The following is a 16,120-nucleotide window of genomic DNA, read 5'->3' as shown; positions in this document are numbered from 1 at the left end:
GCCCGGCACCGGTGCCCTCCGGTGCCGGGCCCCTCCTTGCGTCGGCCTGGTCCGGACCCTCAACCGGAGAAGCCGACGCGCGCGAGCCGCAGCGGGCCGCGCAGTCTGATGTGCAGGTCATGGACCTCGGCGGCATGGCACGGGGCGTCGACGGTGGTGTAGTCGTACGGGCCCGCGGTCGCCGGGATCTCGAGCCGTGCGAGGACCGGGCCGTCGGGCAGGGCCAGTTCGACCGAGCCCTCGCCCGCCGCCACAACGGTGACGGTGGTCGTTGCGGGGCCGAAGTCGCAACGGCGGAAGACCAGTTCGGCCTCGCCGCCGTCGACCGGTGCCACCGCGTCGCCCGATACCTTTGTGCGGTCGACGATCTCGGCGCGACTCTGCTCGTCGAAGTCGGCCGCGTTCAGGCCGTGTCCGAGGACCGGGCGGGGGGCCGCGGGGGCGCCGTCGAGTTCGATCGTCCCGCGCAGGCGGATGTCCTCGCTGGATGCGCCCACGAGGACGTCGTACGCTCCCGGCTCCAGCCGCCACCGGCCGTGCGCCACATCCCAGAACTCGAAGGTGGAGAGCGGGAGTTCGAAGGTGAGCTCGGTGGAGGCGCCGGGGGCGAGGCGCACGCGGCGGTGTGCGGCCAGTTCGCGGCGGGGGCGGGGGACCGATGGGTTCACCGCGCGTGTGTAGAGCTGTGCGACCTCGTCGGCGGCCACCTCGCTCGTGTTGATGACGGTGAAGGTGACCTTCACCTTGCCCTCGCCGGGCACGGCCTCGAGACCGCTGTAGGCGAAGGACGCGTACGACAGGCCGTGGCCGAACGGGAAGAGCGGGGTGCCCTCGAAGTAGAGGTACGTCTGGCGGCCGCCGATCACGTCGTAGTCGAGAAGATCGGGGAGGTCCGCGTCGGAGGCGTACCAGGTCTGCGGGAGACGGCCGGCGGGGGAGACGTCGCCGGCCAGGACGCGGGCCAGGGCGGTGCCCGCGGCCTGACCGCCGTGGGCGGTCCACAGGACGGCGGGGAGGTTCGCGTGGTCCACCGCGTACGGGTACGCGGAGACGAGGACCAGCGCCGTGTTCGGGTTCGCGGCGCGAGCGGCGCGCAGCAGGCGTTCCTGGTGGGCGGGCAGGCGGAGCGTGGTGCGGTCCTCGGTTTCGCGACCGTTGATGTGCGGGTCGTTGCCCGCGAACACGAGGACCACGTCGGCGGTGGCGGCGGCCCGGGTCACCGCGTCCTCGCCGGGCTCGGTGACGATCAGCTCGAAGATCTCCGGAGCCTCGGCACCTTCGGCACCTTCAGCGTCTTCGGCACCTTCAGCGTCTTCGGCACCTTCAGCGTCTTCGGCACCTTCAGCTTCTTCGGCGTTTTCCGCGGCAACCTTTACGCCCTCGGCGGCGACAGAGACGTAGCGACCCGTCCCTACGTGCTTCAGGAGGTGGCCGCCCGCATGGGAATCATGCGGTTCCAGGCGGAAGGTCTCCTGGACGACCCAGCCTCCGGGCTGGTCCGCCGACGCGCGTACGTAGCCGTCGTCGGCGACCGAGAGGTAGCGGCCGTCGGGGGCGCGGAGGGTGAGGACCCCCTCGCCCCAGTCGATCAGCGCGAGGTCCGTGCCGGTGGCGTCGGTGGTGAGCGGGGGCAGGTCCGTGCGGCCCGCGAGGAGTGCCGGGTCCAGCGCGCCCTCCGCGCCCCGGGCCCCGCCGGTCGTGTCGTCGGCCGGCGGGACGCTGAGATACGTACCGGCCGATGTCTTCAGGCGTACGCGGTCCACTCCCTCGGCGAAGTCGACGCGCTCGGCGCCGAATCGCTCGTACAGGCCCTCCAGAGGGGTGGAGCGGTGGATGAGGGTGCCGCTGTACCAGTCGAGCTTGCACTCGTCGGCGAGCAGGCCGACCACGGCGACGCGCGGCCCGCCGCCCGGGCTGCCGGTCAGGGGCAGCAGGCCGTCGTTCTTGAGCAGGACGATCGCCTGTTCCGCGGCCTCCTGGGCGAGGGCGCGGTGGCCGGGGGTGTCGAAGTCCCTCAGGGCGGCGTACGGATCCAGGCGGGCGTCGAACTCGCCGAGGCGGAAACGGACCGTGAGCTGGCGGCGGACCGCCGCGTCGATGTCCGCCTCGCTCAGCAGGCCCGCCTCCAGGGCGCCCTGGAGGCGGGCCACGATCTTCGAGCTGTCCGTGCCGTGATCGGTGAAGCTGTCGACACCGGCGATCAGCGCGGCCGCCGTCGCCTCCTCGTGCGTGTCGAAGTAGTGCTCGGAGTCCACCAGATTGGAGGGCGCGCCCGCGTCCGAGCAGACCAGGAGTTCCTGGTCGGTCCAGGTGCGCAAGTGCTCGCGCAGATACGGCGACACATGGTTGGGGCGGCCGTTGACCAGGTTGTACGCGGGCATCACACCGGCCACCGCGCCCGCCTCGACGGTCTCCCGGAAGGCGCGCAGGTCGTACTCGTGCAGGACGCGGGGGCGGACGGACGAGGATGTGGTGTCCCGGTTCGTCTCGTTGTTGTGCGCGAGCCAGTGCTTGAGGACGGGGGCCGTGCGCCAGTACGCGGGGTGGTCGCCGCGCAGGCCGCGGGTGTACGCCGTCGCGATCGCCGAGGTCAGCCCGGGATCCTCGGAGTAGCCCTCCTCGTTGCGGCCCCAGAGGGGATGGCGCAGGAGATTGACCGTCGGCGCCCAGACGTTGAGGCCGACGCGGTCGTCACGGGCCCGCATCGCCCGCACCTCGGCGGAGACCGCCTCGCCCACGCGGCGTACGAGATCGTCGTTCCAGGTCGCGCCGAGGCCGACGGCCTGCGGGAACACCGTCGCCGGGCCCATCCAGGCCACCCCGTGCAGCGCCTCCTGTCCGGTGCGGAAGGCGGCGACGCCGAGCCGCTCCACCGCCGGCGCGAACTGGTGCAGCAGCGCGATGCGCTCGGCCACGGTGAGGCGCGACAGCAGATCGTCGATGCGCTTCGCGAACGGCAGCTGCGAGTCACGGAACGGCGGCGTTTGAGCGGTCACGCTGGGACCCCTTGCGAAGAGCGGCGGAGGACTTTCGAAGCGCTTCGATGCTCATTCGACCGAGGGGCGGGTGTCAAGACATCCTGAGGCAGCGGCTCCGTACCCGTACGACGTCTCAGGGGCGCGAAGAGAGAGATCCAGGCCCGTATGCCTCCCAGGAATCTCCGAATCGGCTCTTGTGCACCCCCAGGCGTTCACTTAACCTCGCAGCAACATCGAAGCGCTTCGACTGTCGAACGTGCCCACCACGTGCGCGCATTCCTCCGAGGTCCGCTTCAGCTCAGCCGGATTCACTCAAGACACCGCAGCCGACGACCCCACCGCCGGGTGTCATGGTGTGCGCCATGAAGGGTTGACGCAATGACGCCGAATACCTCCGCCCCCAGCCGGAGAAGCTTCCTCGCCTCCACGGCGGTCGCCGCCGCGGTGACCGGCGGCATGCCGCTGCTCGCCGCCTGCGGCGGTTCCGGCAGCGGTTCGAAGGAGGGCACGACCTCGGGCAAGGACGCGCAGAAGGTCCTCCCCGCGTTCGTGGCGCAGAACGTGGTGACCCCCGACATCGCGTCGAAGAACGGCTCCGCCGCCGGCTTCACCAGCAAGATGTCGCTCGCCGAGCTGAAGACCTCGGTGCCCCAGAAGCTCGGCAAGGGCAGCACCATCAAGATCATGTCGCCGTTCTGGGGTTCGCCGCCGAAGAGCAGCAACCCCTACTACTCGGCGATGAACAAGGTCATCGGCGCCGAGCTCGTCTGGCAGAACCAGGACGGCAACACCTACGACGAGAAGCTGGGCGCGGTCCTCGCCTCCAGCGACATGCCGGATGTCGTGGTCATCCCGAGCTGGAACATGGGCGGCAAGATCCCCAGCGCCATCATCAGCAAGTTCGCCGACCTCGGTCCGTACCTCTCCGGCGACAAGGTCAAGGAGTACCCGAACCTCGCCGCCATCCCGAGTGACGCCTGGCAGTACGCCATCTTCGGCGGGAAGCTGCGTGGTCTGCCGCAACCCGCCCCCACGGTCACCGGCATCGTGCCCTTCTACCGCAAGGACGTCTTCGACAAGGAGGGGTACGAACTCCCCACCTCCGCCGAGGAGTTCCTGGCCCTCGCCAAGGACATCACCAACGCCAAGGCGAAGGTGTGGGCCTGCGACGACATGAAGTGGACCGCCTTCAACATCTTCGGTGTGCTGTCCGGCGGCGAGAAGCCGCTCGGCTGGAACCTCGTCGACGGCAAGCTGATCTACCGCGTGGAGACCGACGAGTACCTCGAAGCGCTGGAGTGGACACGGAAGTTGTACGCGGCGGGCGTCGTCCACCCCGACGCCAAGGCAGTGAACCAGGGCAACGCGGGTCAGCGTTTCACCGATGGCCAGGTCCTGATGTACAACCAGAACATCTCGGACTGGTGGGGAAAGATGGCCGAACAGGCCACCCAGAACAAGGACTTCCGCATCAGCGGCATGGACATCTTCGGCCATGACGGCGGCGACCCCGAGCTGTGGGCCGGATCGCCCGCGGGCATCTTCGCATTCATCAACAAGAAGGCGTCGAAGGCCGTGATCCACGACGTGCTGGCCGCCGCGAACGTCACCGCCGCCCCGTACGGCACCAAGGAGTACATGCTCACCAACTACGGGGTGGAGGGCACGCACTACACCGTCAAGGACGGCACACCGGTCAAGACCGACAAGGGCAACACGGAAGTCCTGAACGCCTACGTCATGCTCGCCAGCCCCGCCCCGACCATCGCGCATCCCGACTTCCCGGACATCGCGAAGGAACAGGTTCAGTGGCAGCAGCGGATGGGCGCCTTCACCAAGAAGTCCTCCTTCTTCGGCCTCCAGATCACCGAACCGGCCCGCTACACCAACCTCTCCAATGACTTCGAGCAGTTGGAGGACGACGTCGTCCGCGGCCGCAAGAAGATCAGTGACATGCAGCAAGCGGTGTCGGACTGGAAGAGCCAGGGCGGCGGCAAGCTGCGCGACTGGTACAAGAAGCTGCTGGACGACAACGGATCCGCGCAGGGGTGACGAGGTGGCTCACGGCACCACACCGGGCGCCGCCGCCCGCACCGCCTCGCCGGCGCCTACGGACACCGCCGACCCGTCCGCCGGCCGGGCGAAGGGCCGCACAACGGCCACCAAGCCCGCCGCGGTCTCCAAGCCTTCGAAGGGCGGCACCTTCAGGACCCGCTTCAAGCGGGACCGCACGCTGATCCTGATGACCCTGCCGGCCATCGTGCTGGTCCTGGTCTTCAACTACATACCGATCCTGGGCAATGTCGTCGCCTTCCAGGAGTACGACCCGTACATCAGCGACAACGGCTTCATCGCCATGCTGGAGAGCCCCTGGGTGGGCTTCGAACAGTTCCAGCGGATCTTCGACGACCCGGCGTTCTGGGACGCCGTCCAGAACACCTTCGTCCTGTTCGCGCTCCAGTTGGTGCTCTTCTTCCCGATCCCGATCCTGCTCGCGCTGCTCATCAACAGCGTGATCAGGCCGCGCGTGCGGGCGGTGTCCCAGGCAGTGCTCTACCTGCCGCACTTCTTCTCCTGGGTGCTGGTCATCACCGTCTTCCAGCAGATCTTCGGCGGCGCCGGAATCATCGCGCAGACCCTGCGGCAGCACGGGTACGAGGGCTTCGACCTCATGACCGACCCGGGAATCTTCAAGTTCCTGGTTACCGCGGAGGGCGTGTGGAAGGACGCGGGCTGGGGCATCATCGTCTTCCTCGCCGCGCTGGCGTCCGTGAGCCCCGATCTGTACGAGGCCGCGGCCATGGACGGGGCCGGGCGGTGGCGCCGTATGTGGCACGTCACGGTGCCCGCGTTGCGCCCGGTGATCGCACTGCTGCTGGTGCTGCGCGTAGGTGACGCGCTCACGGTCGGCTTCGAGCAGATCCTGCTGCAGCGGGACGCGGTGGGGCCGGGCGCGGCGGAAGTCCTCGACACATATGTGTGGTGGAACGGCGTCCGCAACCAGGACTTCAGCTACGCGGCCGCCGCGGGCCTGATCAAGGGTGTGGTGGGTCTGGGACTCGTCCTCGCGGCGAACAAGGTCGCCCATCTCATGGGCGAGCAGGGGGTGTACAAGAAGTGAGCGCCGTGACCGAAGAGCGGCCGAAGGCTCCTGGCCGCTGGGCCGCCCCGCCGAGGCCCGTGTGGGAGGAACAGCCCACCAAAGCAGGGCTCGCGAGCAAGGGCATCGTCCTGGCAGGTGCCTGCCTCGGCGTCCTGTTCCCGCTGTGGATCGTCGTCGTCACCAGCCTGTCCTCGAAGCAGACGATCTCCGAGGCCGGCGGACTGGTCGTGGTTCCCAAGGACATCACGTTCATCGCCTATCAGGAGCTGCTGAGCGGCGGCCAGGTCACCCGCGCCAGCATCGTCAGCCTGTGCGTCACCCTCGTCGGCACGCTCTTCTCGATGACGGTGTCCGTCCTCGCGGCGTACGGGCTCTCCCGCATCGGGTCGGTCGGGCACCGCTGGATGCTGATGGCCCTGCTCGCGACGATGTTCTTCGGCGCCGGCCTCATCCCGACCTACCTGCTCGTGCAGTCCCTGGGGCTGACGGACACCTACCTCGCGCTGATCCTGCCGAGCGCGATCAGTGTCTTCAACATCCTGGTGCTGCGCGCGTTCTTCATGGGCATCTCGCAGGAGCTCATCGACAGCGCGCGGATCGACGGGGCCGGAGACTGGTGGATCCTCTGGAAGATCGTGATACCGCTTTCGCGTGCCGTCATCGCGGTGATCACGCTCTTCTACGCCGTCGGCTACTGGAGCGCGTGGTTCAACGCGTCGATCTATCTGAGCGACCAGGACATGATGCCGCTGCAGAACGTCATGATCCAGCTCGTCCAGAAGCAGGAACCCCCGGTCGGTCTGGGTCAGGCCATCAAGACCGGCCAACTGTCCGGGCTGGCCGTCCAGATGGCGGTCATGGTCATGGCCCTCCTCCCGGTAGCCGTCCTCTCGCCTTTCGTCCAGCGGCACTTCAAGAAGGGCATGCTCACCGGCGCGGTAAAAGGCTGACTCCGGTCAGCCCGCTTTCCCAGGCCCACGACTCCACCGCGCCGATCCGCGGGGCGAGCCGGGGGAGCCTCGGACGGCCGTGAACCGCGGGTCGTTCGTGGCTGGTCGCGCCCACGCGGCGGAGCCGCATATGTCACAGCCCCGCGCCCCTCCGGGGCGCTCCTCGCCCCTCCAACCCCCTCCCCGAACGAGGTATGTCATGCGCACGCCCAGCCTGAGCAGACGAGCCGTTCTCGCCGGGACCGCCGCCGCGGCCGCGCTCTCCGCAGTCCCCCTTGCCGGCTCCCCGGCACAGGCGGCCACCGGCGCGGACGCGCCCGCGTACCGCTGGCGCAACGTCGTCATCGGCGGCACCGGCTTCATCACCGGTTTGCTCTTCCACCCGTCCGTACGCGGGCTCGCCTACGCCCGTACGGACATCGGCGGCGCCTACCGCTGGGACGACCGGGCCGCGCGCTGGACGCCGCTCACCGACCACATCGGCTGGGACGACTGGAACCTCCTCGGCGTGGAGGCGATGGCGGTCGACCCCGCGCACCCGAACAGGCTGTTCCTCGCGCTCGGTACGTACGCCCAGTCGTGGGCCGGCAACGGCGCGGTCCTGCGCTCCGAGGACCGTGGAGCCACCTGGACCCGCACCGACCTGAACGTGAAGCTCGGCGCCAACGAGGACGGCCGGGGCACGGGGGAGCGCCTCCTCGTCGACCCGCGCGACAGCGACACCCTGTGGCTGGGCACTCGGCACGACGGGCTGCTCAAGTCGGCCGATCGCGGCGCCACCTGGGCAGCCGTGACCGCCTTCCCGGCGAAGGCGAACGCCTCCGGGCAGGGCGTCACGTTCCTTGTCGCGGCAGGCCGTACCGTCTACGCCGGCTGGGGCGACGGCGACGGCACCTCGGGCACCGCGAACCTGTACCGCACGGCCGACGGCACGACCTGGGAGGCCGTACCCGGGCAGCCGTCCGGCACCTCGGCCAAGGTCCCGATCCGGGCCGCGTACGACCAGCGCACCCGCGAGCTGTACGTGACGTACGCCGACGCGCCCGGACCCAACGGCCAGTCCAACGGCAGCGTGCACAAACTGCGCACCGCGACCGGCAAGTGGGCCGAGGTGACCCCCGTGAAGCCGGGCGGCACCACGGACGACGGCTCGGCGGACACCTTCGGTTACGGCGGGGTCGCCGTCGACGCCTGCCGTGCGGGCACGGTCGTCGTGGCCACGAACAACCGCTGGGCGGCCGTCGACACGCTCTTCCGGACCACCGACGGCGGTCGCACCTGGACGTCTCTCAAGGACGCTGCCGTCTTCGACGTGTCCGAGACTCCCTTCCTCAACTGGGGCGGCGACAAGCCGAAGTTCGGCTGGTGGATCCAGGCGGTCGCCGTGGACCCGTACGACTCGAAGCACATCGTGTACGGGACCGGCGCGACCCTCTACGGCACGCGCGACCTCAAGCGCTGGGCGCCACAGATCCGCGGCCTGGAGGAGACGTCCGTGCGCCAGCTGATCTCGCCCCCGGTCGGGGAGGCGCACCTGCTCAGCGGGCTCGGGGACATCGGCGTGATGTACCACGAGCGGCTCACGGCGTCTCCGTCGCGCGGCATGGCGGCGAACCCCGTGTTCGGGTCGGCGACGGGACTCGCACAGGCCGCGGCCAAGCCGTCGTACGTCGTCCGGGCGGGCTGGGGCGACCACGGCAACGGCGCGTACTCGAACGACGGCGGACAGACCTGGGCGCCCTTCAAGGCCCAGCCCGACATCGCCAAGAACGCACCGGGGCCGATCGCCACCAGCGCCGACGGCGCCACGCTGCTGTGGTCCTTCGTGCACTGGGACGGCACGAAGTACGCGGCGCACCGCTCCGCTGACAACGGCGCGACCTGGTCCGAGGTCTCCTCCTTCCCGAAGGGCGCCACGCCGGTCGCCGACCCGGCCGACCCGACGCTCTTCTACGCGTACGACACCGACACAGGAACGCTATACGCCAGCACTGACAGTGGCCGTTCCTTCACGGCCCGTGCCGGTGGACTGCCGTCCGGGGACGTCCAGTTCAAGCTGGTCGCGGCTCCCGGGCGCTCCGGGGACCTGTGGCTGAGCGTGAAGTGGAACGGGCTGTACCGGTCCACCGACGGCGGGGCGGCCTTCTCGAAGGTGGACAGCTGCCGGGCCTCGTACACGCTCGGTTTCGGGAAGGCGGCCGACGGCGCCGACTACCCGGCGATCTACCAGGTCGGCTCGACGGAGACCATCACCGCCGTCTACCGGTCCGACGACGAGGCGAAGACGTGGGTGCGGATCAACGACGACGCCCATCAGTGGGGGTGGACCGGCGAGGTTGTCGTGGGTGATCCGCGGGTGTACGGCCGGGTGTATCTGGCCACGAACGGGCGCGGCATCCAGTACGGGGATCCCGCCTGATGTCCCGGCTCGACGAGGTGACCCGGGGCCGCATCCTCTTCGGCGGTGACTACAACCCCGAGCAGTGGCCCGAGGAGACCTGGCACGAGGACGTACGCCTCATGAGGGACGCCGGAGTCAACTCCGTCACGCTCGGTGTCTTCTCCTGGGCGAAGCTCGAACCCCGGCCCGGGGCACGGGAGTTCGGCTGGCTCGACCGGCTGATGGACCTCATGCACGCCAGCGGCATCGGTGTCGTCCTCGCGACGCCCACCTCCTCGCCCCCGCCCTGGATGGGCCGGCTCCACCCCGAGACGCTGCCCCGCGACGAGGACGGCCGCACCGAATGGTGGGGCGGCCGCCAGCACTTCTCGCACTCCAGCGCCGTCTACCGCCGCTACGCCGCCGCCATCACCGAGGACCTGGCCGCCCGCTACGGCGGCCATCCAGCCCTCACGATGTGGCACATCAACAACGAGTACTGCACCTTCGACTGGGGCGACGAGGCCGCCGGCACCTTCCGCCGCTGGCTCCAGGACAAGTACGGCACGCTCGACGCCCTCAACGCCGCCTGGGGAACGGCGTTCTGGAGCCAGGGCTACGGCGACTGGGACGAGATCCTCCCGCCGCGCCACGCCCACTACATGAAGAACCCCACGCAGGTCCTGGACTTCAGGCGCTACACCTCCGACATGCTCCTGGAGTGTTACGTCGCCGAGCGCGACATCGTCCGCCGGCACACCCCGCACCTCCCGGTGACCACCAACTTCATGCCGATGTGGGTGGGGCAGGACGCCTGGAAGTGGGTCACGGAGGAGGACGTCGTCTCCGTCGACCTCTACCCGGACCCGCGCGACCCCTTCGGAGCCCAGAACGGCGCGCTCGTCCAGGACATGACGCGCTCCCAGGCCGGGGGCGGCCCGTGGATGCTCATGGAGCAGGCGGCCGGTCCCGTCAACTGGCGGGGCGTCAACCACCCCAAGCCACGGGGCCTCAACCGGCTCTGGTCCCTGCAGGCCGTCGCCCGCGGCGCCGACGCCGTCTGCTACTTCCAGTGGCGGCAGTCCCGGCAGGGCGCGGAGAAGTTCCACTCCGGGATGGTGAGCCACGCGGGGGAGGCGGGCCGCACCTTCCAGGAGATCAAGGGGCTGGGCGCCGAACTCGCCGCCATCGGCCCCGAAGTGACCGGCAGCCCATTAGCCGCCGATGTCGTCGTCCTGCACGAGTGGAACGCCTGGTGGGCCGGCGCGCAGGAGAGCCGGCCCTCCCGCGAGGTCGACTACCCGCAGGTCGTACGCGCCTGGCACCGGGCTCTGTGGGAGGCCCACGTCACGACCGACTTCGCGCACCCCGAGCACGACCTGTCCGCGTACCGACTCGTCGTCGTTCCCCAGCTGTACCTGCTCACGGACGCGGCGATCGACAACCTCCTGTCGTACGTGCGCGGCGGCGGCACCCTCGTCTGCGGCTTCCTGACCGGGATCGCCGACGAGGACGACCGCGTGCGGCCGGGCGGCATGGACGCGCGGCTGCGGGAGCTCTTCGGCATTCGCACCCTGCACGAGTGGTGGCCGCTGGAGGCGGGGGAGAGCGCCGAGTGCGACGGTTTCGTGGGGACCTTGTGGTCCGAGGAGCTGGAAGTGGAGGGCGCTGACCAGGTCATCCCGTACAAGGGCGGCGAGCTCGACGGGCTTCCGGCCGTGCTGCGCAAGGGGCGTGCCTGGTATGTGTCCACGCTGCCCGAACCGCCCGCGCTGCGTGACCTGATGGCGGACGTGGCGGCCGGTGCGGGGGTGCGGCCGGTGCTGGACGGCCTCCCCGCCCAGGTCGAGGCCGTCCGCCGCGGTGACCTGCTCTTCTTGCTCAACCATGGGCGCGAGACGGTCACGGTGGAGGTGCCGGGCACCCACCGGGATCTGCTCACCGGCGAACAGGTCGCCGCAGTCGTGGAGTTGGAGCGTTACGGAGCGGCGGTGCTGGCACGGTGAGCACACGGACGCCGCCCACGCCCTCCTCGCATCCCAGGCCCTCTCCGCATCCCGCGCCCTCCCCTCATGCCAGGACTTCCTCCGGAGCGCGACAGCTCTTCCCACGCGCCGGAGAAGACTGCGTCTCCGCTCCGGAGTCGCAGTGAAACCTCACATCTCCCCCCACCCATGGAAGGGACAGCCATGGCAACACGCACACTCCCCAGGGTCGCCAAGGCCCTGATCGCCCCCGCGCTCGCGCTCGGCGCCACCATCGGCCTCGCCGCCGCACCGGCCCAGGCCGCCGTCTGGAACTCCTGCGACCAGTGGGGCAACACCAGCCTGAACGGCTACACGCTGTACAACAACATCTGGGGCTCCGGTGCCGGCAGCCAGTGCGTCTGGGCCAACTCCGGTACCAACTGGGGTGTCTGGGCCAACCACCCCAACACCGGCGGCATCAAGTCCTACCCGAACTCCAAGAAGGTGGTCAACAAGTCGATCACCTCGCTCGGTTCGCTCACCAGCAGCTACAACGTCACCGTCCCGTCCTCGGGCGCGTACAACTCCTCGTACGACATCTGGGACACCGACTACGACTACGAGATCATGCTCTGGGTGAACTACAACGGAGCCGTCGGCCCGCTGGGCACCTCGCAGGGCAACGTCACTCTCGGCGGCCACACCTGGACCGTCTACAAGGGCAACAACGGCGCCAACGAGGTCTTCTCGTTCCTGCGCACCTCGGACTCGAACTCCGGCACCGTTAACATCTTGCCGATCCTCAAGTGGATCAAGGACACCAAGGGCTGGATGGGCAACGAGACCATCGGTGACGTGCAGTTCGGCTTCGAGATCACCTCCTCCTCCGGTGGCCTCGACTTCCGCACCAACAACCTGACGGTCTCCAGCAGTTGATCCACCTGCTCACCCGGGTGACCAGGTGACCGGACCGGCTCCGTCCTCCGGCGGAGCCGGTCCGTCGTCGGTGGTGACCCGGCAACCTTCCCCCGCCCGGCGGCGACCCTGGAACGAAACCTTCCCCATGGACGAGGCCCAGATGAAGAGATCGAGCCGTACCGCGCGGCGACAACGCCGGCGCCGCCCCGGCAAGCTCCTGTCCGGGACGCTCGCCGCGCTTCTCGTGGGTACCGCAGGCGTGCTGACGCTGCATCACGCCGCGAGCGCCGCCCAGGAGATTCCGGCACCCGCGAACAAGGCCACCGCGGCGCTGGCCGCCGCCCGCGTCGCCGAGAAGCTCGACCGGGGACCGGTCGCGGTCCCCGCCACCGGCGGCATCCTCGTCACCTGGCGCATGCTCGGCGACGACCCGGAGAACGTGACGTTCCGCCTCTACCGCGGCGGCACCCTCATCCAGGAGACCCAGAAGACCAACTACCTGGACACCGACGGCAGTTCCAGTTCCACCTACGAGATTCGCGCCATCGTGGGCGGCACCGAGACGGCGGGCGGCACCGCGCGCGTCTGGGCGGGCGGCCGTCTCGACATCCCCCTGCAGAAGCCCCCTGGCGGCACCACGCGCGACGGCGTCGCCTACACCTACTCCGCCAACGACGCGAGCGTGGGCGACCTGGACGGCGACGGGCAGTACGAACTCGTCCTCAAATGGGTGCCGTCCAACGCCACTGACGTCGCCAACTCCGGTACGTGCACGGGGCCGACCGTCTTCGACGCGTACGAGCTCAGCGGCACCCGGCTGTGGCGGGTCAACCTCAGTACGAACGTGCGCAGCGGCTCCCACTACGACTCGTTCCAGGTCTACGACTACAACGGTGACGGCAAGGCCGAGATGGCCGTCCGCACCTCCGACGGCTCCCGCGACTCCGCCGGCGCGGTCATCGGCGACGCGAACGCCTCCCACCTCGCCGACAACTGCGCGGTGATCAGCGGCCCGGAGTACCTGTCCGTCTTCAACGGCCGGACCGGTCGCGTCATGGACTCCGTCCCCTTCGAGCCCGCCCGGGGCTCGGTGTCCGACTGGGGCGACACCTGGGGCAACCGCGAGGGCCGCCTGCTGTCCGCCACCGCGTACCTGGGCGGCTCGACGCCCAGCATGGTGTTCAGCCGCGGCATCTATGAGCGCATCGCGCTCGCCGCGTACACGTGGAACGGCACGGACCTCACCCGCACCTGGAAGTTCGACACCAACTCCTCGACGAACCACGGCAAGGGCTACGACCAGCAGGGCAACCACAACCTCGCCGTGGCCGACGTCGACGCGGACGGCAGGGACGAGATCCTCTACGGCGCCATGGCCGTCGACGACAACGGCAGCGCCCTGTGGACCACCAAGCTCGGACACGGCGACGCCCTGCACGTCGGCGATCTCCTCCCGTCCCGCGCCGGTCTCGAATCCTTCAACGTCCACGAGCACACCGACGCCGCCTACGGCTACGAGATGCACGACGCCCGCACGGGTCAGATCCTCTGGGGCGCGCGCACCGGCACGGACGTCGGCCGCGGTCTCTGCGCGGACCTCACGCGGGACCACGCCGGCGCCGAGTGCTGGTCCAGCGGGGGTGGGCTCTATACGGCCAACGGTACGAAGATCAGCGACTCCGTCCCGTCCTTCGGCGGCGGGGCCTCGTACAACTCGGCGATCTGGTGGGACGGCGACGCCCACCGCGAACTGCTCGACCACCGCTGGTCGGGCAGCGCCGGGGTCGGCTACGGCCAGATCCTGAAGTACAGCGGATCGACCGACCTCACCCGCATCTGGCTCGACCAGGACGCCAAGTCCAGCAACTGGACCAAGGGCAACCCGGCGCTCTCCGCCGACCTGCTGGGCGACTGGCGCGAGGAGATGATCTGGCGCAACGCGGACTCCACGGCGCTGCGTCTCTACTCCACCCCGCACCCCACCGAGTTCCGGCTGCCGACCCTGATGCACGACCCGGTCTACCGGCTCGGCGTCGCCTGGCAGAACACGGGCTACAACCAGCCGCCGCAGGTCAGCTACTACCTCGGCACGAAGTAGTACGAAACAGCAACTGTTTGGGGCGGCTGTGACGCAAGTGTTGACGACGGCCGATCACCACCCCAAGCTTCTGCCCGAAGTTCCGAACCTAGTTCGAAATGTCGAACTACGGGGTCCTTCGGATCGACTGACGAAGGGACGACGACAGTGATCCGCACCCGTGCGGGATTCCGCGTGCGCAGCAGCAGATGGACGGCAATGGTCATCGCCGTACTCACCCTGCTGCTGGGCGCCACCACCCAGCCCTCCTCGGCCGCCGACGGGCGGCCCTACACCAACCCGGTCAAGTCGCAGAAGGGCGCCGACCCCTGGGTGGAGTTCTACAACGGCAACTACTACATGATCACCACGTCCTGGACGGACGTGCTGACCATGCGCAAGTCGCCCACCCTCGCCGGGCTCGCGACCGCTCCCAGCGTGCAGGTGTGGAAGGACACCAACACCTCGCGGGGCTGCAACTTCTGGGCCCCGGAAATTCACTTCTTCAACGGCAAGTGGTACCTGTACTACGTCGGTGGCGCCTGCGTCAGCGACTACATCGGCACCCAGCGCTCCCACGTGCTGGAGAGCGAGGGCTCGGACCCCATGGGCCCGTACCACTACAAGAACAAGCTGAAGCCCACCGACTCGGACCCCTGGCTGATCGACGCCAGCGTGCTGGAGGTGGGCAGCAGCCTGTACATGGTGGGCAGCGCCAACACCACCAACGGCACCCAGAACCTCGTCATCGCTCCGATGAGCAACCCGTACACAGTCAGTGGAACACTGCGCACCATCTCCCAGCCCACCCTGAGCTGGGAGCGGCAGGGCGGCACGGTGAACGAGGGTCCGGAGGCGCTGCAACGGGGCGGCAAGACGTTCCTCGTCTACTCCGCCAGTGGCTGCTGGACCCCTGACTACAAGCTCGGCCAGCTGGAGTTGACCGGGAGCGATCCGCTGCAGGCGTCGTCCTGGACGAAGAAGTCCACCCCCGTCTTCCAGCGCAACGACGCGGCGGGTGTCTACGGGCCCGGCCACAACGGCTTCTTCACCTCGCCGGACGGCACCGAGAACTGGATCGTCTACCACGCCCGCAACGACACCTCGACGAACGGCTGCGACAACAACCGCACCACCCGGGCGCAGAAGTTCACCTGGAACGCGGACGGTACGCCCAACTTCGGCACCCCGGTCGCGCTCGGCACCACCCTGCCCGGCCCGGACGGTGAGACGGCGGCCACGCCCACGGCGTACACGCTGGTGAACCGCAACAGCGGCAAGTGCCTGGACGTCGAGGGCGGCAGCGCCGCCGACGGCACGAACATCCTCCAGTGGAGCTGCAACGGCCGCGCCAACCAGAAGTGGCGGATCGAGGACCAGGGCAACGACACCAGCCGACTGGTCAACGTCGCGACCGGCAAGGCCATGGACACCACGAACTGCGCGACGGCCGACGGCACGGACATCCGGCAGTGGTCCTGGCTGAACAACAACTGCCAGAAGTTCCGCCTGGTGCACACCGCCACCGGTGACTATGTGCGGATCGTGAACGAGAACAGCGGCAAGGTCGCCGACGTCGCCAACTGCGGTACCGCCGACGGCGCGGACGTACGCCTGTGGAGCTGGCTGAACAACAACTGCCAGCAGTGGCAGCTGAAGCCCACCACCTGAGCGACCACGGCGAGCGGGAAACGACGGTCCCGGTGCCCCGGCGGGCACCGGGACCGTGGCGTCACACGCGCCTCGT

At 69.2% G+C, this 16,120-nt stretch carries 9 protein-coding genes; 8 read left to right on the top strand and 1 reads right to left on the bottom strand.

What is annotated here, in order from left to right; genetic code table 11:
* Window positions 1–59: 59 nt before the first annotated feature.
* Entirely contained in the window at window positions 60–2,996 is a 2,937-nt protein-coding gene (locus tag FGD71_RS10535; protein WP_119100142.1) for a glycoside hydrolase family 3 C-terminal domain-containing protein, read from the bottom strand.
* 360 nt (window positions 2,997–3,356) lie between these two features.
* Here FGD71_RS10535 and FGD71_RS10525 point away from each other — a divergent pair, with 360 nt between their 5' ends.
* The 8 genes from FGD71_RS10525 (at window position 3,357) to FGD71_RS10490 (ending at window position 16,044) form a co-directional block, all read left to right on the top strand.
* Complete coding sequence (locus tag FGD71_RS10525) at window positions 3,357–5,030, top strand: type 2 periplasmic-binding domain-containing protein (RefSeq protein ID WP_119100141.1); 1,674 nt, start codon at window positions 3,357–3,359, stop codon at window positions 5,028–5,030.
* Window positions 5,031–5,034: 4 nt separating this feature from the next.
* Window positions 5,035–6,099, top strand: a complete 1,065-nt coding sequence (locus tag FGD71_RS10520) for an ABC transporter permease (protein ID WP_240436507.1) — start codon at window positions 5,035–5,037, stop codon at window positions 6,097–6,099.
* On the top strand, window positions 6,096–7,031 hold the full coding sequence (locus FGD71_RS10515; RefSeq protein ID WP_119100140.1) for a carbohydrate ABC transporter permease: 936 nt from the start codon (window positions 6,096–6,098) through the stop codon (window positions 7,029–7,031). The genes FGD71_RS10520 and FGD71_RS10515 overlap by 4 nt, the downstream gene beginning before the upstream one ends.
* A gap of 199 nt (window positions 7,032–7,230) precedes the next feature.
* Complete coding sequence (locus FGD71_RS10510; RefSeq protein WP_119100139.1) at window positions 7,231–9,450, top strand: sialidase family protein; 2,220 nt, start codon at window positions 7,231–7,233, stop codon at window positions 9,448–9,450.
* Entirely contained in the window at window positions 9,450–11,417 is a 1,968-nt protein-coding gene (locus tag FGD71_RS10505; RefSeq protein ID WP_119100138.1) for a beta-galactosidase, read from the top strand. Before FGD71_RS10510 ends, FGD71_RS10505 begins: the two co-directional genes overlap by 1 nt.
* A 183-nt stretch (window positions 11,418–11,600) precedes the next feature.
* Window positions 11,601–12,314, top strand: coding sequence for a glycoside hydrolase family 12 protein (locus FGD71_RS10500; protein WP_119100137.1), 714 nt, complete (start codon window positions 11,601–11,603; stop codon window positions 12,312–12,314).
* A gap of 127 nt (window positions 12,315–12,441) precedes the next feature.
* The gene (locus tag FGD71_RS10495) at window positions 12,442–14,394 is read left to right on the top strand and encodes a rhamnogalacturonan lyase (RefSeq protein ID WP_119100136.1); all 1,953 of its coding nucleotides are present in this window, start codon (window positions 12,442–12,444) and stop codon (window positions 14,392–14,394) included.
* 198 nt (window positions 14,395–14,592) lie between these two features.
* Complete coding sequence (locus tag FGD71_RS10490; RefSeq protein WP_181359172.1) at window positions 14,593–16,044, top strand: family 43 glycosylhydrolase; 1,452 nt, start codon at window positions 14,593–14,595, stop codon at window positions 16,042–16,044.
* The last annotated feature ends 76 nt before the right edge of the window (window positions 16,045–16,120 follow it).

This window comes from Streptomyces sporangiiformans, from assembly GCF_005768555.2.
Lineage (GTDB): Bacteria > Actinomycetota > Actinomycetes > Streptomycetales > Streptomycetaceae > Streptomyces > Streptomyces sporangiiformans.
The sequence above is the reverse complement of the archived record's forward strand: the minus strand, read 5'-3'. Positions and strand labels throughout refer to the sequence as shown.